Annotated in this window: 13 protein-coding genes; 5 read left to right on the top strand and 8 right to left on the bottom strand. The window is 62.2% G+C overall.

Features of this window, described 5'->3' with window-relative positions; all coding sequences use genetic code 11:
- Positions 1–31: 31 nt before the first annotated feature.
- The 5 genes from cobG (at position 32) to QMX86_RS10660 (ending at position 11,855) form a co-directional block, all read left to right on the top strand.
- On the top strand, positions 32–1,330 hold the full coding sequence (gene cobG, locus QMX86_RS10680; protein WP_282383716.1) for a precorrin-3B synthase: 1,299 nt from the start codon (positions 32–34) through the stop codon (positions 1,328–1,330).
- Positions 1,323–1,949: a precorrin-8X methylmutase gene (locus tag QMX86_RS10675; RefSeq protein WP_122508626.1), complete on the top strand. Its 627-nt coding sequence runs from the start codon at positions 1,323–1,325 to the stop codon at positions 1,947–1,949. Before cobG ends, QMX86_RS10675 begins: the two co-directional genes overlap by 8 nt.
- The gene (locus QMX86_RS10670) at positions 1,949–2,680 is read left to right on the top strand and encodes a precorrin-2 C(20)-methyltransferase (RefSeq protein ID WP_122693333.1); all 732 of its coding nucleotides are present in this window, start codon (positions 1,949–1,951) and stop codon (positions 2,678–2,680) included. Before QMX86_RS10675 ends, QMX86_RS10670 begins: the two co-directional genes overlap by 1 nt.
- Positions 2,680–4,380: a precorrin-3B C(17)-methyltransferase gene (gene cobJ / locus QMX86_RS10665; RefSeq protein ID WP_263215871.1), complete on the top strand. Its 1,701-nt coding sequence runs from the start codon at positions 2,680–2,682 to the stop codon at positions 4,378–4,380. Before QMX86_RS10670 ends, cobJ begins: the two co-directional genes overlap by 1 nt.
- A 368-nt stretch (positions 4,381–4,748) precedes the next feature.
- Entirely contained in the window at positions 4,749–11,855 is a 7,107-nt protein-coding gene (locus QMX86_RS10660; protein WP_282383712.1) for a TcdA/TcdB pore-forming domain-containing protein, read from the top strand.
- Between the two features lie 76 nt (positions 11,856–11,931).
- On the opposite strand, the gene QMX86_RS10655 is transcribed toward QMX86_RS10660, so the two are convergent.
- From QMX86_RS10655 to prmA, 8 genes are all read right to left on the bottom strand, one after another.
- A complete protein-coding gene (locus QMX86_RS10655; RefSeq protein WP_016771870.1) occupies positions 11,932–12,528 on the bottom strand; it encodes a MarC family protein in 597 nt (198 codons plus the stop codon).
- Positions 12,529–12,590: 62 nt separating this feature from the next.
- Positions 12,591–15,368 carry a hybrid sensor histidine kinase/response regulator gene (locus tag QMX86_RS10650; protein WP_282383709.1) on the bottom strand — a complete coding sequence of 926 codons (2,778 nt, stop codon included), beginning with the start codon at positions 15,366–15,368 and terminating at the stop codon, positions 12,591–12,593.
- 99 nt (positions 15,369–15,467) lie between these two features.
- On the bottom strand, positions 15,468–16,763 hold the full coding sequence (purD, locus tag QMX86_RS10645) for a phosphoribosylamine--glycine ligase (RefSeq protein WP_024011419.1): 1,296 nt from the start codon (positions 16,761–16,763) through the stop codon (positions 15,468–15,470).
- Positions 16,764–16,914: 151 nt separating this feature from the next.
- Positions 16,915–18,522 (bottom strand): bifunctional phosphoribosylaminoimidazolecarboxamide formyltransferase/IMP cyclohydrolase, encoded by a 1,608-nt coding sequence (gene purH, locus QMX86_RS10640; protein WP_122699750.1) that lies wholly within the window; start codon positions 18,520–18,522, stop codon positions 16,915–16,917.
- A gap of 83 nt (positions 18,523–18,605) precedes the next feature.
- A complete protein-coding gene (gene fis, locus QMX86_RS10635) occupies positions 18,606–18,926 on the bottom strand; it encodes a DNA-binding transcriptional regulator Fis (protein WP_002555375.1) in 321 nt (106 codons plus the stop codon).
- Positions 18,923–19,933: a tRNA dihydrouridine synthase DusB gene (gene dusB, locus QMX86_RS10630; RefSeq protein ID WP_016771866.1), complete on the bottom strand. Its 1,011-nt coding sequence runs from the start codon at positions 19,931–19,933 to the stop codon at positions 18,923–18,925. Before dusB ends, fis begins: the two co-directional genes overlap by 4 nt.
- A 184-nt stretch (positions 19,934–20,117) precedes the next feature.
- The gene (locus QMX86_RS10625; RefSeq protein ID WP_282383704.1) at positions 20,118–21,377 is read right to left on the bottom strand and encodes a DUF3426 domain-containing protein; all 1,260 of its coding nucleotides are present in this window, start codon (positions 21,375–21,377) and stop codon (positions 20,118–20,120) included.
- Positions 21,378–21,407: 30 nt separating this feature from the next.
- Entirely contained in the window at positions 21,408–22,286 is an 879-nt protein-coding gene (gene prmA, locus QMX86_RS10620; RefSeq protein WP_122751734.1) for a 50S ribosomal protein L11 methyltransferase, read from the bottom strand.

Genomic DNA, 22,286 nt, shown 5'->3' with positions numbered 1-22,286 from the left:
GCAACCGGTCAGCCCCTTGAACGAACGCCCGATGTCCACCGCTTTACGCCCCTCGGCCTGCCCGGGGTTGCTGCGTATCGTCCAGGCACTGGACGGCGGTATCTGTCGGATCAAGCTTGATGGCGGCTCGATCAGTGCCGATCAGGCCGATGCGGTGGCCGCTGCCGCCGAAGCGTTTGCGAGCGGTGCGATCGAAGCGACCAATCGCGGCAACCTGCAGATTCGTGGCATCGGTGCGCAATCGGCGGCGCTGATCGCGCGCTTGCTGGCCGCTGGCCTTGGGCCGAAGCACGCCGCCGGCGACGATGTGCGCAATCTGATGCTCAGCCCGACCGCCGGCATCGATCGGCAGATGCTGGTCGACACGCGCCCGCTCGCAGGGCAAATCCTCGACACCTTGCAAAGTCATCCGCGCTTCCATGAGTTGAGCGCCAAGTTCGCCGTGCAGCTCGATGGCGGCGAAGCGCTGGCGATGCTCGAGCATCCGCATGATCTGTGGTTGTCAGCATTCGAGCGTGACGGCGAAATCCTCTGGGCATTCGGTCTGGCCGGTTGCCCGACCGATCGCCCTCTCGGCGCTGTGACCCAGGACGACGCTCACGCGCTGGTGGTCGCCGTGCTGGAACTGTTCCTCGACCTGGCCCGGCCAGAGCAAACACGGATGCGCCATCTGCTCGACGAGTTGCCCAGGCTCGCTTTTCTTGAATCGTTGCGCGAGCGCGTATCGCTCAAGGCAATCAGCAATTGGCAGCGCCCGACGTCGGCAGACGCGCTGCACATCGGCGCTCATCAGCAAAACATCCAGGGTCTCTGCTACGTCGGCGCGGTGCCGCCACTGGGCCGACTTGATCCGGCGATGCTGCGTGGCGCGGCGCAACTGGCCCGACAGTCTGGCGATGGCAGTCTGCGCTTCACGCCGTGGCAGAGCCTGCTGTTGCCGAACGTGCAAGCGACGGATACCGACAACGTGCTTGAGCAGTTGCGGGCGTTTGGTCTGTTGACGAGCGAGGCCGAACCACTGGCTCGCCTGATCGCCTGCACCGGCGCCGACGGCTGCGGCAAAGGCTTGGCCGACACCAAGCAGGATGCCCGGCAACTGGCACCTTTGCTGCCCGCAGGCCTCAGCGTGCACCTGTCGGGCTGCTCGCGCTCCTGCGCCGCCGCCCATTGCGCGCCAGCCACGCTGCTGGCCGTCGCACCCGGTCATTACGACCTCTATTTTCGCGATGCAGCACAGCCCGGATTCGGCACGCTGCACGCCTGCAACCTTACTATTGAAGCGGCCGCGACCCTGCTCGACGCCCGCTCCCGGAGCCCCCTTGATGCTTGATTACATCCGCGACGGTCAGGAGATCTATCGCAACTCCTTCGCGATCATTCGCCGCGAGGCCAATCTGGCGCGCATTCCCGCCGATCTGGAAAAACTTGCGGTGCGGGTGATCCACGCCTGCGGCATGGTCGAGGCCGTCGACGGTCTGCAATTTTCCGAGGGTGCGGGCAAGGCCGGGCGCGATGCACTGGCGGCCGGTGCGCCGATTCTCTGCGACGCGCGGATGGTCTCCGAAGGCGTGACCCGCGCGCGCCTGCCGGCCAATAACCAAGTGATCTGCACTTTGCGCGACGAAAGCGTGCCGGAGCTTGCTCGTGAGCTGGGCAACACCCGCTCGGCTGCCGCGCTGGAGTTGTGGCGCCCGCACCTCGAAGGCAGTGTGGTGGTGATCGGCAACGCACCGACCGCGCTGTTCTACTTGCTGGAAATGCTCGATGCCGGCGCGCCAAAACCGGCACTGATCCTCGGCTTCCCGGTCGGCTTCGTCGGCGCCGCCGAATCGAAAGCCGCACTGGCCGCCGACAGTCGCGGCGTGCCGTTCGTGATCATGCAAGGCCGCTTGGGCGGCAGCGCCATGGCCGCCGCCGCCGTCAACGCCCTCGCCACGGAGATCGAATGATGCAGGCCAAAGGACGTCTGATCGGCCTCGGTGTCGGCCCCGGTGATCCGGAACTGATCACTGTCAAAGCCTTGCGCCTGCTGCGCGAATCGCCAGTGGTCGCGTATTTCGTGGCCAAGGGCAAGAAGGGCAATGCGTTTGGCATCATCGAGGCGCATCTGGTCGAGGCGCAGAATCTGCTGCCGCTGGTCTATCCGGTGACCACCGAAGCGTTGCCGGCGCCGCTGTCGTATGAACAGGTCATCAGCGATTTCTACGACGAAGCCGCTGTGGCGGTCGCCGAACATCTGGATGCCGGCCGCGACGTGGCGGTGATCTGCGAAGGCGACCCGTTCTTCTACGGCTCCTACATGTACCTGCATGACCGCCTCGCCAGCCGTTATGAGGCCGAAGTCGTGCCCGGCGTGTGCTCGATGCTCGGCGGCGCTTCGGTGCTCGGCGCGCCGCTGGTGTATCGCAATCAGAGCCTGTCGGTGCTTTCCGGCGTGCTGCCCCAGGAAGAATTGAAGCGGCGTCTGGCCGATGCCGATGCGGCGGTGATCATGAAACTGGGGCGCAACTTTCCCAAGGTGCGTCAGGTGCTGGAAGAACTCGGTCTCGCCGAGCGTGCGTTGTATGTCGAGCGCGCGACCATGGCCAATCAGAAGATCGTGCCGATGGATCAGGTCGAGCCGATGTCCTCGCCGTACTTCTCGCTGATCATCGTCCCGGGCGAACGGTGGCAAGGTTGATGAGCCAAGCGACTCCCGCCATCGTCATTCTCGGCCAGGGCAGCCTCGCGACGGCGCGGCGCATTCAGCAGGTCTATCCGGCGGCGCAGGTCCATGGCCTTGCCGGACGGGTTGAAGGCGCCGACAGCCGCTATGAGGAATTCGGCGCGACCCTGCGCGCGTTGTATCAACAGGACACGCCGATCATTGCCCTGTGCGCGGCCGGTATTGTCATTCGCACCTTGGCGCCGCTGTTGCTGGAGAAAGGCGCCGAACCCGCCGTGCTGGCGGTGGCCGAAGACGGCAGCGCGGTGGTGCCGTTGCTCGGTGGCCTCGGCGGGGTCAACGTCATGGCCCGGGAGATTGCGGCGGCGCTGCAAGTCGCGCCGGCGATCACCACCAGCGGCGAATTGCGCTTTGGCACCTGCCTGCTCAATCCGCCGAGCGGCTACGCACTGGCGGATCTGGAATCGGGCAAACGCTTCGTTTCCGATCTGCTCGCCGGGCACAGCGTGCGCATCGAAGGCGCGGCGCCGTGGCTGGATCAGGCGCAGTTGCCGCAGGATCCGCAGGCGCAGCGGTCGATTCATGTGAGCAGTGCGCAGCGGGTGGCCAGTGCCGATGAATTGCTGATTTACCCGCGTAGTGTGGCGGTGGCAGTGAGCGCTGACGTGGCGGATCTGCCGAACGCCATTCGCGCTGCGTTGCAACAGGCCAGCGTGGCCTTGCCGGCACTGGCCTGTCTGGTGGCAGCGGACGCTGAAATGGCCGCATCGAATCTGCGCGAGGCTGCGCTCGAGTTGGGCGTGCCGCTGCGCTTCGTCGCAGCGCAAAACGATCTTCAGGCGTTGGCCCGGGTTGCAGTGCCTGCGGCGAAGGTGATCAGCGCAGAACATCTGGCGATCGCGATTGCCGAGCAACCGCTGGACGTCGCGCAGATCGGCCGTCCGCGTGGTCGCCTCGCGGTCATTGGCCTTGGCCCCGGCGCCGCCGAACTGATGGTGCCCGCGGTGAAAGCCGAACTGGCCCGCGCCACCGATGTGCTTGGCTATGAAACCTACGTGCGCATGGCCGGCCCGTTCCGCGACGATCAGGTGCAGCACTGCACCGACAATCGTGAAGAAATGCAGCGTGCCCGCCATGCCTTCAGGCTCGCCGCCGAAGGCCGCTCGGTGATCGTGGTTTCCTCGGGCGACCCGGGCGTATTCGCCATGGCCGCTGCGGTGCTCGAAGCCCTGCACGAATCGGACGATCCGGCGTGGCACAGCGTTGATCTGGAAATCCTCCCGGGCGTTTCCGCCTCGCTGGCCACTGCGGCTCAGGCCGGTGCGCCGCTGGGCCACGACTTCTGCGTGATGTCGCTGTCGGACAACCTCAAGCCGTGGTCGATCATCGAAAAGCGTCTGGATCTGGCCGCCGAAGCGGATCTGGCCCTGGCGTTCTACAACCCGATTTCCCGGGCGCGCCCGTGGCAATTGGGCCGGGCGCTGGAGATCGTTGCGCAGCACCGCTTGCCTGAAACACCGGTGGTCCTTGGTCGGGACATCGGCCGGCCGGGGCAGACGCTGCGCACCACGACCCTGGGCGCATTGACACCGGAACAGGTGGACATGCGCACCATGGTGTTGATCGGCTCTTCGACCACCTGCACCTTCGCCCGTGCGGGGGGCGGTGAATGGGTGTACACGCCGCGTTGGTATGGTGAAAAACCGCTTTCCTGAAAAACCCTCCGCTCATGCAATTCTCAGCGACGGGAAAGTTTGAGCGGTTGTAAGTCCGATTGAAGTTTCAATTGTTTTCCACCAGCAATAAACAATGGTCATGTCCCACAGGGCAGGGCCATTTTTTATGCCTGACGGTCGCGCCGGTCCGCTAATTATTTCGCTGCCGTTACAGCGTACTGCTCCGGTGTTATCAGATATTGCCGTGGACAAGCTTTGTATTCCTTGTTGTTTGTGTGGCGCGTATCCGCCCACTAGGGTGCTGTGTTCACAGCACTTGTCGAGTGTCGTTCAAATCAATCTACCGCTCTGCAGCGGCGCGAAAGTGTGCGCGGTCAATGAGCCATTTGATAAACAAGGAGTGTGTAATGGCTTTGAAAAACGATTATTCGTTCGGGCGAGCGTTCATATCTGCGCAAGAGTATTCAGTGCTTTCCAGGACGTTGCGGGAGTTCTCTGCCTCGGCGCAGTACCAAGCGCTTAACGACTGTTACCGGCAAGCCAGTCAAACGACCGATCCGGTGTCGTTGTTGACCCTGGCGAGCTTGTTTCAAGAGCAACTTGCAGCGCTGCTCAAACGCAAGAAAACCCCTGTCCCGGTGGCTGTCGATGACATTGCGCGAGGGCTGCAACGTTATCTGTCACGGCTTTCGACGACCGTGGAAATGTTGTCGGGGCTGACCCGGCCGGTTCCGAAGGTAATCCATTTCGTTTGGGTTGGCGGCAGCGAAGTCGGTGTCAATCAGCGCGATTACATGAATATCTGGCGCCAGGTGATGGCGGCGGAGGGTTACCGCTTCAACCTTTGGTACGACAGCGATGCGTTGCTGGCTTTCGAGATGAACCGGGTCATTCTCGACAGTGCCAGGGCTGATGCGATGACGTCCGGTGGCGCTGCACTCAAGCATGCCGGGCGACTGGCGACGATGATTGAAGACCGCGCACGGGTGTTGAAACAGCAGATGTTCGACTACCTCAGCCAGCCGAAGTGGAAGGGGCGAACCGATGAAGCACGCATCGATCTGATGGTGCGTGCTTATGGCAAGGACCGCGCGACGCTGCAGGCTTTTCGTCAGCGCTGCCTCGACAGCCATCTGGCGATGGTTGGCGCGGATCTGCAATTACGCGATGTATCTCACGCCTTTGCCGATGACTTGCTGGCGGACGTTTACCGCCGCGAAGTGTCGATGCGCGGCAACTTCGCCGCAGCGAGCGATGTGGTGCGCTTGCAGGCGGAATTTCGTGAAGGCGGGCGTTATACCGACATGGATTATCTGCCGCCATTGCTCGACAAGTTGGGCGGTGTCGATATCAGCGATTACAGCCAGACGCAGAAAATCGGTGTTCTGCAACTTCTGTTGAACCACAATCCTCAGTTAATGCCTGGACGCGATCCACAGCATTACCCCGACAGAACCGACAGTCTTCCACAACAACATAAACAACTTATCGAGGATTTTGCTCGCAGCAAAGCGGACGTGCTTGAACTGTTCGTGCCGCCACAAACCGTGGAGGCCGGCGAGAACGGCTTTCGCATGGGGCTGCAGATCGACGAAGAAATGAATGCACATTTCATCGCCCAGCCGGGCAGCGGCATGACGATGTCGATCATGCAAGTCATTCGGCTTAATTACGACGTGCTCGCGGAAGTGGAAAGGCGCATGGCCAACTCGGGATCCGGGTGGGCCGACAGTGAAACCCTGACCACGGTCGCTGCGGCAGTCATTGAAGAGATGTTGGTCAGGTCGAACTTCACCAACTGGGATGAAGCTTATGCCTACCAATTGCTCAAAGCGGTTGTCACCTATTACCAGGACGGCATTCGTAATGACGCGGGGGGTACGGTAACGCTCACCGGCCCGGGCGCGGCCCTCGCCGGATTGCATGAGTACGTCGAAGCCAAGTGCGATCCGTTTTTCACTCGTCAGGTGTTGGCGCAACAGCGTTTGCGCGAGGGTTATAACGTCAATACCGAAGAAGAGACCATTTCCGGCTGGATCGTCAGGGGCACGGAAAAAGACTGGCTGGAGATGGAACACGCCCGCTGGGCCGAGGGCAAGCTCAAATCCCGTTATGCCGGACGCTTGTCCGACCTGCTCAGTGATCGAAGCCTGACCTTCGAACGCGGCTGGCCCGTTGTCGAAGGCAATCAGGTGCTGTTGACCGCGGTGCTGCAGCGCTTGATGGATGATCTGGGCGAGCCGTTCATTCGAGCGATGCGAGACAAGCTGAGCGGGGAGGTTACCTTCGATCAAGCCGTGGTCATCGACTTCGACACCCGCCAACAGGTGCTGGCGCAAGGGCCTGTCGTGGTGCCGAGTTCCCGTGGCGCGGATTCCGTCAGCCATCTCAACGAACTGTTCAGCCGCATCGCCCACGGTACGCTGCCGCTGGAACAACTGAGCCCCGCGATGCGAGTCGTGCTCGGCGGCATTTTCGGCGCGACGAGCGTGGACGATGGCGGCTTTGCCGATACCTGGCAACAGGTGCGCGACCTGGCCATCGCCACCGACCGCGACGGCACTTTCGCGCGCTACGATGCGATTGAAAAAGCCGTGCGCCAGCGCCGCTCGGCGGCGTTCGAGAACGGGCTGGAACGCGACCTGCCGACGGCCACATCGACGACTCGCGAGCTCAAGGTGCAAGCCATGTCCGAGCCGCTGACGCTGCGCCAGTGGGGCGAGCGTATCGGCCAGATCAAGCGCAGCGCCCGGCAGGAGTTTCGCACGCAGATCTTGCAGCGCAGCGGCCAGGTGCGTGACGTCTTTTTCAAGGCCGGCGCGGTGTCGGTCAAGCAGTTGCCGCAGGATCTGTTGCAGCACAACGCAGGCGACCCGGGGCGCCGCTGTTATCCGCTGGTGCTGCTGATGGGCGCCGCCGTTGCCGCTGGCGAGCCGGCGGAACGGGCGTTGGTCGGGCATGTCGCCAACGCCGGCGCGAGTCCCGACGAACTTGGCTCGCGGGCGTTGCGCAGTGCGCTGGACGAACTGCGCGCCTTGCCCACCGGCGAGGTCGGCAGCGCTCGCGGCGTGCAGCGCATGGACAGCATCATGGCTGCGCTTGACGCCAGTGCGACGCCTGCGGTGCTGCTGCTCGACACTGGCGACCACGCCCTGCTGCTGGCCAAAGTGCGAACCGGTGAGGAAGCGGCCTATCGCTTCTACGACCCCAACTTTGCTCTCTACGGATTTGCCGATGGCGCGCAGTTGCAGCGTGGCGTAGAGCGTTATCTGAGCGCGGACGACAACGCACTGGCGAAGCTTTATGGCCTGGGTGACATGGCCACGGCGCAGTTCACCGTAACTGAGCTGGACACTGCGGCGATCGCCGAACGCAGGCTGTCATCGGATCTGCGCGTGGACAGTTTTCTGCACAACGTTGCACTGGCCGATCCGCAGGGAGCGTCGATCTGGCACAAGCAAGCGCTGGCCCGTACCCGGTCTCTTGGGGAAAACGCTCGACTGGGCGCCAGTCTCGCGCAACTGGACGCACGCTACTGGGCCAGCGAGTTCGAGCAGGCGACCGAGCGCTTGCGCCATGAGCACAAGGTGGCGCGTGATTACGTGCCGTTGCTCGATACCCTCGGCAACAACGCCGACGGCGGCCACAGCATTACCCTGATCGATCCGCGCAATGCGCAAAACACCCTGACGGTGATCACCCGCGATTCGCGCTTTCAGAAACTCAGGCAATACGTCGAACGACTCGTGCAGGGTGGTGCGGCCAGGCCCGGGCAGACGGCTGACCACGACGGTGGCAGCCGGCTGAGTTTTGCCTTTGCGATCCAGACGCTGATCAGTGAAATGCGCCAGCGCGATTACCGCGCTGGCGATACCGTGCCGGCGTTGACCGTTGCTCTGCAGATCCAGGTGTACGTCAGTTATGCACAGCTGGGCTTTGGTGTCGCCAGCGATGCTGTGCAGATCGTCCAGCTGGTGCGTCAGGTAGCAGCGGCCGAGCGGGCGTTGCAGCAGGGCTCATTCGCCGCACGCCTGGCAGGACAGGCCGCCACGGGGGTTGGTGTGGCATTTTCCGTGGCCAATATCGGCTTCGACATCTACAACCTGACGCAGGCAGAGAATCATGAGCAGCGAGCGCGGTTCTCCACGTCCCTGGCGTTCAACACGGCGGCGCTGGGTCTGGATCTTGTCGCCCTGGCGGCGGGCGGAACGGTGGCCGCGTTCGCCGCAGCGCTGGCCGTGCCGCTACTGGGCGTGGGGATCGGGGTGACCGCCATTGCCAGCAATCTCGGGCAGATCATGGACAAGGCTGCGGCCATCGGCGAGCACCTCTCGCAGATTCACGACGCTTATCAGCAGTCTTACGAAAGCGTTGGTGCGGTCTTGCAGTTCCCGTCACTGGCAGTGATCACCGAGGTGGATCTGCACAGCAGGAGGGTGGCGTTCGAGGGGCAGAAGTTTTACCCCTGCAAGGGCAGTGCGCTGGAGCTGCCGCAGTACGACGATGATCCAGCCAGGCGACATGCCGCGATCAACATCCCCAGAGCCTTTCAACGGCCTGCTGTCGGCAGCGTCTGGGGGACGTTGCCCGAGGCGCTGGTGCTGCCCTGTTCACCCGTCTGTTACTACGGCTACGAATATCAGCTCGGCAGCGCCGGGGCCGTGCCTTTTTCCACGACCCGCTATCCGCGGTTGCATGACCGCCTGGCACATCAGCTGGAATATGACGCGCTCGGTAACTGGGTGTTCTACCTGTTCAGTACGCCGTTTGCGCCGCACATACTCTACAAGCTGCATCCGGTCTTCATGGCCACGACGATCAAGGTGCAGTTGAGCGCTGAGGTCAGCCAACTGGTGGTTCCGGACCTGCCACCAGAGTGGCGCGAGAAGATTGCCTACCGGATCACCGCGCCGCAGGGGCAGTACCGGATTCGGTTGGTGCCAGGCCTGCTGGCGGTGGATTTCGAACAAGCGCAGGGCTGGGAACGGGTGACATGGACGGTGCAAGCGTCCTGGGCCCGGGTGGAACAGGTCAGCTTTCGGGAAAAGCCACGGGACAGCATCGACAGCGCACCTGACATGCTGGTCGATGGCCTGGTGTTGAATCGTTTTGACGGCGTCATCGAGCTGGCCGAGGGACTGTTCCGGATCGACTGGACGGGCCGCAGCCTGCATCTGATCGGTATTGTTCTCGACTACGAAAACGAAGCTGCGGATCAGCAGCGCAGCGCCAACATGGCAGCCAGCGGCATTCCGGCGCCGGTTCTGCGCTATCTGCGCGCTCAGGTCACAAGCGGGCAACTGACCGCAGCGTATTTGCCGTTACGTAACTTCAGAGTGCCGTTCAATTCGCCCGGCCAGCCAGTGGTGACCACCGGCTATTACGACACTGCGCGGGATCGGGTGCTGTTCGCACGTAATCTGCCGCAGGAAGTCAACGAGGGCGTGGTTCTGGCAGGCGTCAGCGCGGGCCATGCGTGGTTTTATCATCCCGATCATCCATTGCTGTGGCGGGTCGATGTGCTGACCGGAACTGTCCAGCATCGCTACCGACTGAAAAATCCGCGTATGGGATCGACGATCATTGGCTGCCAACAACAAGCCGATGGTGCGCTGCGGATTGTGCAGAAGCTGACGGCAGAAGCGTCGCATGGCACCACCACCATCGAGTATCGGATCACCGGTCGGGATGTGGAGCTGACGGCTTGCAAGATCACTTTCGCGGCAGAGGATTATCGGTTCGAACCGCGCGAAGCGCTTCGACAAATCGATGCCCCGTTCAGGCGCGAATCGCCAGACACGGCCGCCAGCAGCAGCGGCTGGTCTTATGCTTCGTTCATTGTCGTGGAAGGCTATGCCGGGTTGCAGCTGCGCGACCGGGCCTGGCTGAACAAGGCGACGGGCAAGTGCATTCAGGCCGGGCAGGACCGGTCCTGGCCCGAGGACTTGTTGATGCTGACGCCGTCCAATCCTGAAAACAACGCAGTGCTGTTCTATAGCCCGCAGGAGCGGACGATCAGTCGCGGCATCGAACCCCGGGTCGGGCATTGGCAGAATGTGGTGATCGAACACGATGTGGTGGAGGTCACTCAGACCAATCAGCGTTTCATCGCGACCAAGGCGGACGGCCGACTGTTCGAAATCGATATCGTCGACGTGCCGGCAGCGGCAGCGATCGACGACGCGATTGTGTTTCAGTACGGGGTACCTTCCCTTGCCCACAGAAGCGATGAGGCGTGGCTCGATCAGGCCGTTAAGCCGTCGGTTCTCCGCTTCGCCGGTGTCGGGCCGCGTTGGCTGCAGCGACATCCCGATTGGTTGAGCGCATTGCCCGCGCTGGCCACGAAAGCGCCGTTGCTGCCGTTGCCGATCTTCGGTTTACGTGATGTGGCAGGTCAGGCGTTCCTGGCGGCATGGTGTGTCGATGGCAGAATCGCTGTGGCCGGTATCGGTCAGGGCAAGGAGCTGGCGCTGCTCGGTCTGACCCCGGATAACAGCGCGGTCTGGTTGCTTGAAATCAGCACCGGACAACTTTATCGCCAGCCGCTGGTGGCGATCGAAGCACTGCGGGGAGTGTTTGCCGCTGACCATCGTTTGCTGAAACCGCAGGCGCTCGGCAGGCCTGAAAAGGTCTGGACGTCATGGACTTTTGCTCAGGTGCGGCGCCAGGGTGAAGGGCTGGTCGCGCAGACCCTCGACGGGGTGCATCTGCAATTGCTGGATAACCAGCCGGCAGTGATCGTTGGCCTGGAAAATCGCTGGTCTCATGTGCCGGGTCAGAGTGATGAACAGTTACGTGCGCGCCTGCGAGCATTGTTGCACGGGCATGCCCACGCGCCTGTCGTACAAGTGGCAAGTGCAACCGGACGCTATCTGTATTACCTGCCGCAACTTGACCGGCTGTTTGATCTGTCCGGGCGCAGTGACGGACAGTGGTCGGCATTCCTCGGTACGCGCGGGTCGAAGCAGCCGATGCTGTTCGACCCGGTCGACCAGTTGATTTTCAGCGCCGGCCCGAACGACGGCGTCTGGCTGCCCGGCAGTTATGCCCATCGCGACGCCGAAGTCCTGGCGCTTGAGGTGGGTGATGACATGACAGAGATCGAGCCATTGCTGCCCGAAGGCGTCGCCAGGCTGCTGCTGGCTTACGGTGCGCAGACCTCGGGTTATCGGCTGTCGCAAGCGTCCTTCCAGCGCCTGGACTGCATCGTGCTCGATGGACGACAGGCTACAGATGCTGAAACGGCAGAACCTTGCCTGCTGGATCTGGATCTGGACGAATGCGGGCATTGGTGGATGTCACGGGTCGATGACGATGTGGTACTGACCGATCCGGACTCTGGGCACAGTCTGATCTTGCGTAATTTCGACGGACAACGCCCACTGCTACTGATGCTGCCCATTGCCGGGCGGCCACACACGTTCACGCTGGCTCAAGGGCTGCAAGCGTTTGCCACTTTGCGCGGCGCAGAAGCAACGGTCAGCCTGACAGCGGTGATCGCAGCGCAGCGCTGAGGTCGCTCCGCACAGCAAAACGCCGCGAACGGTGACCGTACGCGGCGTTTTGTTGTGGCGGCCACTGCGGCAATGCTCAAGGCACCAGGTAACCCTTCACACCGGTAAAGATGATTTGCGCTGCCAGCGCGCAAACAAACAATCCCATCAAGCGGCTGACAATCTGCAAGCCCTGATCGCCGAGAATCCGCTCGATGCGATTGGACAGGTACAGCACCACACCGACAGTGAAACTGGCGAGCGCAATACTCATGATTGCGGTGAGCTTGTCGTCCCAGTGCGGCTGACTGACGCCCATCACCAGCAAGGCGCCGATGGTGCCGGGGCCGACCGTCAGCGGAATGGTCAGCGGCACGATGGTTACATCCTGCTGCACGTTATCGGCCTGCACCGCCGGTTTGCCCTGAGCCATGCCCAGCGCGGATATGAACAACACGCTGCCGGCACCGATGCGGAAGGCGTCCACGGTGATGCCGAAGACATCGAAAATCACCCGCCCGAACAAATACAGCAGAACACTGGAAATCAGTGTGGCGAGGGCGACCTTCCACGCCAGACGCCGCTGTTCCTTGCGCGAATAGCCACGGGTCAGGCTGATAAAGCAGGACAACACGAAGAACGGGCTGTAGAGCACCAGCATCTTCAGATAAACGCTGAACAACACATGGAGCATGATGCAAGCTCACTGGCGATGGAGTCGGGGGGAGTCTATCAGGCACCGGACAATCTGTCGGTTTACGACGGCTGGGTCGTGGCCCGGTTCTGCTGATCGCGTTCGGCGACCCAATGCTCGATCAGTTCACGCAGTTGCGACAGCTCGACCGGTTTGGACATGTGCCCGTCCATGCCGGCCTGGCGGGCGCGTTCTTTATGTTCGGCGAGAATGTGCGCGGTGAGGGCGACGATCGGTGTGCGGATGCGCTGATTGCTGACTTCCCAGGCGCGCAGTTGCTGAGTGGCTGAGAAGCCATCGAGGATCGGCATTTCGCAGTCCATCAGCACCAGGTCGTAACGCTGGGCCTTCATCGCTTGCAGCGCTTCTTCGCCATTGCTCGCGGTGTCCGGTTGCAGATTGAGCTTGCCGAGCATGCCACGGATCACTTTGGTGGAAATGGTGTTGTCTTCGGCGACGAGGATGCGGAAGTCGCTCGGCACTTTCGCAGCAGTGGCCGCCGTAACGACTAGCGGCTGGAACACCACCTGGCCCTTGTTGCGCTGATTGAGTTCGTCCGCCAGCGTGGTCTTGAGCGTATAACCGGCCACCGGTTTGGCCAGAATCCGTTTGATCCCCGAATTGCGCGCAATGATCTTGCTCGGCGCGTTGCTGATGCCGGTGAGCATGATCAGCAGAATGTCGTGGTTCAGGCTCGGGTCTTCCTTGATCTTCGCTGCCAGTTGCATGCCGGTCATGCCGGGCATGTTCTGGTCGAGCAGGACCACGTCGAAGTAATCGCGCAGGTGCGCCTTGGTGCGCAGCAGCGCCAGCGCTTCCTTGCCCGACGGCACGGCGCTGACATTCAGGCCCCAGGCGCTGCATTGCTGTACCAGCACTTTGCGGCAGGTGTCGTTATCGTCGACTACCAGCACCCGTGCGCCCTGCAGCGGGCTGTCCAGATCGGACGTCGGATGTTCGAGGCGATCCGGGTCCAGCGGCAAGGTCAGCCACAAAGTGCTGCCCTGAGTGGCGCCGCTCTTGATGCCGAACTCGCCTTGCATCAGACGGATCAGTTGGCGCGCAATCACCAGGCCGAGATTGCCGCCCAGGCGATTGGCCGAGAGGAAGTGCTTGCTGTGCAGTTCGGCGTGCAGCAGCGCTTCGCGTTCTTCCGGCTCCATCGGCACGCCGCTGTCCTGCACGGCAATGCGCAGGCGCGGTTTGCTGCTGCGCTCGTCCAGTGCAACGACGATCAGCACCTCGCCTTCTTCGGTTTTCTTCAGGGCGTTTTCCAGCAGGCTCAGCAAGGTCTGGCGCAGGCGCGTCGGATCGCCGCTGATCACCCGTGGCACTTGCGGCTGGATGAAGCTGATCAGCTCGACGTTCTGTTGCTCGGCCTTGGCCCGGTAGATGCTCAGGCAATCATCGATCAGGGCGTTGAGGTCGAACTGCACGTCATCGAGTTCGATCTGCCCGGATTCGAGCTTGGAGATGTCGAGGATCTCATTGATCAGCGTCAGCAGTTCGTTGCCGGCGCTGTGGATGGTCTGCACGTAATCGCGTTGCTTGACCGACAGCGGCGTGCCCAGCAGCAGCTCGGTCATGCCCAGTACGCCGTTCATCGGTGTGCGGATTTCGTGGCTGATCTTGGCGAGGAATTCGGCTTTGGCGTTGATTTCGGCGTTGCTTGCCGCCAGGTCGCGGCTGATGCTGAAACGGCTTTCGGTGATGCTGCGCTGTCGCTCGCCCAGAGCGATGCTCATCAGCAGGCCGCTGATGCAGATGAACACCATCAGCGTCATGATCAAGCCTTGCGGCGTGACCAGTGTCAGGCCCAGCAGCGCCGGCAGGATAACCAGCGTGCCGATGTTGAACACGACCATGGCGGCGACGAACAGACGCGCCGGGCGATAGCCTTTTTGCCAGTGATAGAAGCCCACCAGCAACATGCTCAGGCCGGCCAGTGCGACCAGTGCGTAGGTGATGATGTTCAGCGGCAAGGTGTTGACGAACAGCAGCAACAGGCTGCACGTGACGATCAACAGAATGTCGCCCCACAGCAGTTTGTTCAGCGCGTGCTGGCCCAGTGGCGCAAAGAAGCGCAGGGCGAACATCAACCCGGCTGGGGCGGTCAGCAGCAGTGCCAGATAAGCGCCCGGCGTCTGAATGGCTTGCCAGTTCGGCAACCACGGACCGGCGAGGTTGAGCAACAGGAACAGACTCAGCCCCAGCAGGCCTTCACAGATCGCCAGCCACAGACTGCTGCGCGAGCGCGAGTAGGCGTAGCGCACCAGGTTGTGCAGCAGGAGCATGGCGAGGCAGCCGAACAGCAGGCCGAAAATCAGCGTCTGCTTCTGATCGGCGGCGCCTTCGATTGCCGCTTGCAGGGTGATGTGCGGGCGCAGCTGATGGCCGGAAACCATGCGTACGTAGACGTCCAGCGGCTTGTCAGCCTGGGGCAGCGGCAGCATGAAATCGCTGCTCGGCAACGGATGTTCGGCCTGGGGCCGTTCGTTGCCGGTATTGCGTTGCTCGATCAGCCGGTCGCCGTCGAGCACGTAGAGATTGAGTTGGGACAGGTCGGGGGCAAAGATGCGCAGCACTTGTTCGTGCTTGCCCGGCGCCAGTTTGAAGCGCAGCCACAGGGCGCCGTCGGGTTCGGCCGCGGTCAGGCGGTCAAGCTCGATGGGGCTGAATTGATTGGTGTAGCGAGCGGAGCGGATGTCGCTCAGTTGCAGGATGCCCTGGTCGTCAAGCAATACCGACCAGCCACTGCCTTGCGCGGCCTGGGCCGGGAGCATGCAGAGCAAGGTCATCAGCGTGACGGTGAAGCTTATGGCAATCCTGAGCCAGCGCACGGCGAAATCCCTTCGTAGGTTGATGCCAGAATATAACGATGCGCGACGACCGAACAGCCCGGCGAGGAATGGCATCCCGCGCCGGGCCTGATGGATCGCTTACTCCTGGGTTTCGCCGCGTTCACGGGCAATGGCGCGGTAGCCGATGTCCTTGCGGTAGAAGCAGCCTTCCCAGTCGATGGCAGCGGCAAGTTTGTAGGCCTGCTGCTGAGCTTCACCGACGGTGGCGCCCATGGCAGTGGCACACAGTACACGACCACCGGCAGTAACGACCTGACCGTCCTTCAACGCGGTGCCGGCGTGGAAGACTTTGCCTTCCAGACCTGCCGCCGCGTCCAGACCGTTGATCGCTGCGCCTTTGGCGTAGTCGCCCGGGTAGCCGCCAGCGGCCAGCACGATGCCAACGCTCGGACGCGGATCCCATTGCGCTTCGATCTTGTCCAGCGCTTGCGCCAATGCGGCTTCGACCAGCAGCACCAGGCTCGATTGCAGACGCAGCATCACCGGTTGGGTTTCCGGATCGCCGAAGCGGCAGTTGAACTCGATAACCTTCGGATTGCCGGCCTTGTCGATCATCAGACCGGCATAGAGGAAACCAGTGTAGACGTTACCTTCGTCGGCCATGCCGCGCACGGTCGGCCAGATCACCTGGTCCATCACGCGCTGATGTACGTCGGCGGTGACCACCGGGGCAGGGGAGTAGGCACCCATGCCACCGGTGTTCGGGCCGCTGTCGCCGTCGCCGACGCGTTTGTGGTCCTGGCTGGTGGCCATCGGCAGCACGTTCTTGCCGTCGACCATGACGATAAACGAAGCTTCTTCGCCGTCGAGGAACTCTTCGATCACCACACGCGAACCGGCGTCGCCAAACGAGTTGCCGGCGAGCATGTCACGCACGGCGTCTTCGGCTTCGGCCAGGGTCATGGCGACGATCACGCCTTTGCCGGCAGCCAGGCCATCGGCCTTGATCACGATCGGCGCGCCTTTCTCACGCAGATAAGCCAGGGCCGGCTCGATCTCGGTGAAGTTCTGGTAATCGGCGGTCGGGATCTTGTGGCGGGCGAGGAAGTCCTTGGTGAAGGCCTTCGAACCTTCCAGTTGCGCAGCACCGGCGGTCGGACCGAAGCAGTCCAGGCCACGGGAGCGGAACAGATCGACCACGCCAGCCACCAGCGGCACTTCCGGGCCGACGATGGTCAGGGAAACGTTTTTCTCGGCGAAGTCAGCCAGTTGCTCCAGCGCCAGCACGTCGATGGCGACGTTCTCGCACTTGGCTTCAATAGCGGTGCCAGCGTTGCCCGGTGCAACGAAAACCTTCTGCACACGCGGATCCTGAGCCACTTTCCAGGCCAGAGCATGTTCACGGCCACCGCTGCCAATGATCAAAACATTCATTTCAAAAACCTCGGATGACGCTAATTCTGTGGGGGCTGATCGTTCCCACGCTCCGCGTGGGAATGCCTCTACGGACGCTCCGCGTCCGAGGGACGCGGAGCGTCCCGGGCTGCGTGCCCACGCAGAGCGTGGGTACGATCAAGCAAAATAATCAGTGACGGAAGTGGCGCATGCCGGTGAATACCATTGCGATGCCGGCTTCATCAGCAGCAGCAATCACTTCGTTGTCACGCATCGAACCACCCGGCTGGATCACCGCAGTGATGCCGACCTTGGCCGCATTGTCCAGGCCGTCGCGGAACGGGAAGAATGCATCGGACGCCATGACCGAACCGGCCACCTGCAAACCGGCGTGCTCAGCCTTGATCGCGGCGATGCGGGCCGAGTTGACGCGGCTCATCTGGCCAGCGCCGACACCGATGGTCTGGCGATTCTTGGCGTAGACAATGGCATTGGATTTGACGTATTTGGCGACTTTCCAGGCGAAGATCAGGTCGTGGATTTCCTGTTCGGTCGGCGCGCGTTTGGTCACCACTTTCAGGTCATCGGCGCTGATCATGCCGATATCGCGGCTCTGCACCAGCAGGCCACCGTTGACGCGCTTGTAATCCCAGGCAGCGGCGCGCTCAGCCGACCACTCGCCGCAGGCCAGCAGGCGTACGTTGGCTTTCGCGGCAACAATGGCACGGGCTTCTTCGCTGACCGATGGGGCGATGATCACTTCAACGAACTGGCGCTCGACGATCGCTTTGGCGGTCTCGGCATCCAGTTCACGGTTGAAGGCGATGATGCCGCCGAACGCCGACTCGGTGTCGGTGGCGTAGGCCAGTTCGTAAGCCTGACGGATGCCGCCTTCAGCGTCCGGGCTGACCGCCACGCCGCACGGGTTGGCGTGCTTGACGATCACGCAGGCTGGCTTGACGAAACTCTTCACGCATTCCAGCGCAGCGTCGGTGTCGGCGACGTTGTTGTACGACAGTTCTTTGCCTTGCAGTTGGGTCGCGGTGGCGATGCCGACTTCGGCAGGCTTGGCTTCCACGTAGAACGCCGCGCTCTGGTGCGGGTTTTCGCCGTAGCGCATTTCCTGAGCCTTGATGAACTGGCTGTTGAAGGTGCGCGGGAATTCGCTGCGACCTTCAGTGCTCAAGGTTTCAGCGGCCTGGTTCACGGTGCCCATGTAGTTGGCGATCATGCCGTCATAGGCGGCGGTGTGTTCGAAGGCCTTGAGCATCAGGTCGAAACGCTGAGCGTAGGTCAGGCCGCCGGCCTTGAGGTTTTCCAGGACGCTGGCGTAATCGCTGGCATTCACCACGATGGCCACGTCTTTGTGGTTTTTCGCTGCCGAACGGACCATGGTTGGCCCGCCGATGTCGATGTTCTCGATGGCGGTCGGCAGGTCGCAGCCTGGCTTGTTGATGGTCGCTTCGAACGGGTACAGGTTGACCGCTACCAGATCGATCGGCTTGATGCCGTGCTCGTTCATGATCGCGTCGTCAGTACCGCGACGACCGAGGATGCCGCCGTGGATTTTCGGGTGCAGGGTTTTCACCCGACCGTCCATCATCTCGGCGAAACCGGTGTAATCCGCGACTTCCACTGCGGCAACGCCGTTGTCACGCAGCAGCTTGAACGTTCCGCCGGTGGAGAGGATCTCGACGCCCAGAGCTTCGAGCTCCTTGGCGAATTCGAGGATCCCGGTCTTGTCGGAAACGCTGATCAAGGCGCGGCGGATCGGCAGGCGGGTAGTCTGGTCGGTCATCTCAATTTCCATCAAAAGCAAAGGAAGTCAGCAAAAAAGGCGACCGTTTTTTACGCGGGCGCCTTTCTGGTTTGATTGAATGCTTACAGCAGATCGTACTGCTTGAGTTTCTTGCGCAGCGTGCCGCGGTTCAGTCCCAGCAGCTCACTGGCCTTGGTCTGGTTGCCCTTGACGTAGTTCATCACGCTTTCGAGCAGGGGCGCCTCGACTTCGGACAGCACCAGGTTGTACACATCCGTGACGGACGCGCCCTCAAGGTGGGCGAAATAATTGTGCAGCGCCTTCTCGACACTCCCGCGAAGGGTCTGACCTTCTTCGCTCGGCGTGTTGAGGTGCTGTTTCAAATTCACGTTGTCGCTCACGGGTGTTGTTCCACTCACTAAAGTCTCGGTCATCATCGTCATGCGGCCACCCCTTCTTCGTCCCCTGTCAGGCTCTTGTAACGCTCGGCGAAGAACTCCCGAACGTCGGCGCATTGTGTTTCCGTACCATCCAAACGATTGAAACGGGCGCGAAACTCCCTGGCGCCCGGCAAGGTTGCGAGATACCAGCCCACATGCTTGCGGGCAATGCGCACGCCCATCACGTCGCCATAGAAGGCGTGAAGGGCAGCCAGATGCTCCAGCAGGATGCGTTCCACTTCGCTCAGTTCCGGCGCGGGCAATTTCTCGCCGGTGCGCAGGAAGTGATCGATCTCGCGAAAAATCCATGGCCGCCCTTGAGCGGCACGGCCTATCAGCAGGCCATCGGCACCGGTCGCATCAAGCACGTATCGGGCCTTTTCCGGCGAATCGATATCGCCATTGGCAAACACCGGGATCGACACCGCCTGCTTGATCGCGGCAATCGTGTCGTACTCGGCTTCCCCCGTGTACAGATCGGCGCGCGTACGGCCATGTACGGCCAGCGCTGTGATCCCGGCCTGTTCGGCGATCTTCGCCACGTTCAGACCGTTCTTGTTCTCGCGATCCCAGCCCGTGCGGATCTTCAGGGTGACCGGCACATCAACCGCGGCCACTACGGCCTGCAGGATCTCGGTCACCAGTGCTTCGTCTTTCAGCAACGCGGAGCCGGCGGCCTTGTTGCAGACCTTCTTGGCCGGGCAACCCATGTTGATATCGATAATCTGTGCGCCCAGCTCGACGTTGGCCCGTGCCGCATCGGCCAGCATCTGCGCGTCGCCACCGGCAATCTGCACCGAGCGCGGCTCGGGATCGCCTTCGTGGATCATGCGCATGCGCGACTTGCGGGTATTCCACAGGCTCATGTCGCTGGTGACCATTTCCGAGACTACAAGCCCTGCGCCCAGACGCTTGCACAGCTGACGAAAGGGCTGGTCGGTGACGCCCGCCATCGGGGCGAGAATCAAACCGTTCTGCAATGTATATGGGCCGATGCGTACCGCCGACATAGGACTTCCCTGAAGTGGGGCCGGATCATGAGAGTTCGAAAAAGGGTGGGCATGATACCCGCTCTCGATGACTGGTTAAAGGCTGAATTGAACAAAATCTGAACAGTTATTCTGTTATCGCCAACGGTTTGGTCGGCTGCGATCAGTCAGAAAAATGCCGTCAATCGGGAAACGCTGAAGCGGTTCATTCCGGTGAGTGGAAGTTCAGGCTGTAATTCACCGCTTTCGGCCCCGGATCGAGAATATCCAGGGCGATGTGGATCGGCGTCTGCGGCGGCATTTCCGCGAGGCCTTCGAGATCGCCGCTCAGATACTCGCCGGGCTTGAAGCGACGACTGGCGATCAGATGACCGTTGAGGTCGGCAAAACGCAGTTCGAGCAAGGGGAACGGTTGGGAAAACGTCGCCCGGTTGTAAATGATCGCATCGACCACCAGTGCCCCGCTGAACTCGGGATGGCTGCGCACCACCAGGTTGCTGCTCTTGATTTTGCCGATATCGACTTTCGACGGCACGGTGCAGCCGATCTGCGGGCAGATCTGCTGGAACCACGGTCGATATTGATCCTGCCGCGCCAGCTCCTCAAAGTGATAGGCGATGTACTGGGCGGCAAGGCCGCCGGCGGCCAGGAGCACCAGCACCAGCCACAGCAGGCGCCGGCCCCAAGGCGAACGGCGTTGCTGCCAGTCCAGTTGCAGCGGGTCGTCGGTCAGATCCTGCAGGACCTCGGCGCGCACGCCGGGCTCGGCCCGTTCGCGTTTTTTGCGCGGCGAAGTGATCAACGGCAGATCGTCGTCATCGCTGTCGTCGCCCGCCGAGAAGCGTTCGCGGCGGGCGGTCGGGTCAATCGGATCGTGCAGGCGCAGTTGCGGGATCGGCGGCTCGTCATCCAGATCCACCGGCTCCAGCGACAGCGAAGGTTCGGTGCGCTCGGGTTCGAGGGTTTCGATGCCATCGATATCTGGCTCGACATCCGGCGCTACGCTGCGCTCATCCGCAGGCTCGCTGAACAGGCTGTCGGGCCATGTGCCTTCGTCCGGTTCCGGGCTGTCGCGCCGGGCGCTCAAGGATTCTTCGCGGGTACGGCCGAATTCGGCGGCTGGTTGGATTTCACGCTGTTCGAGGCGGGCGAGTTCTTCGTCCAGATCGAGGCTGTCCAGATCCAGTTCCGACGCGCTCCATTGCTTCTGGCTGATGGCGCGCGGCGCGGGGATCTGTTCGACGACCGCAGAATCGCTGACAGGCGCGGGCGTTTCAGGCAGCGCTGGTGCGAGCGGCGTCACCGTGTCCTTGCCAGAATGTTGCTCGAGCAGCTGCTTGGCGGCATTGAACACTTGCAGGCAGGAGCCGCAACGAACCACGCCGCGCGCCACGCTCAACTGAGCATGGTTGACGCGGAAACTGGTCTGGCAATGCGGGCATTGGGTGACGAAACTGTCGGTCATGCGGCGATCCGGTTCAGGCAAGCGGTCATTTTAGCGCCGACGCCCGGTGATGCGCACCCAGCCGTCGCGATTGGCGATCGGGTCGAGCTCGAAGTCCTGCGCATAAGCTGCCGCTACTTCTTCGCCCTGCTCGGCGAGAATGCCCGACAGCGCCAGGCGCCCGCCGCTCTTGACCAGGCTGGACAGCTGCGGCGCCAGCGACACCAGCGGGCCGGCGAGAATATTGGCCACCAGCACGTCGGCCGGAACCGGCGGCAGATCCTCGGGCAGGTACAGCGGGAACAGCTCATCGGCAATGTTGTTGCGCCCGGCGTTGTCGCGCGAGGCTTCCAGCGCTTGCACGTCGATGTCGGTGCCCACGGCTTCCTTGGCACCGAGCAGCAGGGCGGCAATCGCCAGAATCCCCGAGCCACAGCCGAAGTCGAGCACGTGGCAGTCTTTCAGATCCTGGCCGTCGAGCCATTCCAGGCACAGCGCGGTGGTCGGGTGGGTGCCGGTGCCGAACGCCAGGCCCGGGTCCAGCAGCAGATTGACTGCGTCAGGCTCGGGTGCGGCGTGCCAGCTCGGCACGATCCACAGACGCTGGCCGAAACGCATCGGCTCGAAACCGTCCATCCAGCTGCGTTCCCAGTCCTGATCTTCGATCACTTCGCTGTGATGTTCGGGCAACGGGCTGCCGGTCAGCAACTCCAGGTGGGCCAGCACCGGTTCCGGTTCGGTACCGCCTTCGAACAGCGCCAGCAAGTGGGTGTGCGACCACAGCGGCGTGGTGTTGAGTTCCGGTTCGAAGATCGGCTGGTCTTCGGCGTCCATGAAAGTCACCGACACGGCGCCGACTTCGAGGAATGCGTCCTCGTAGGTTTCGGCTTGTTCCGGGGTGATGGCGAGACGGACTTGCAGCCAAGGCAT

Source organism: Pseudomonas sp. PS01270 (genome assembly GCF_029959775.1).
Lineage (GTDB): Bacteria > Pseudomonadota > Gammaproteobacteria > Pseudomonadales > Pseudomonadaceae > Aquipseudomonas > Aquipseudomonas atacamensis.
Note: the sequence above shows the minus strand (reverse complement) of the source record. Positions and strands in the feature narration are given on the sequence as shown.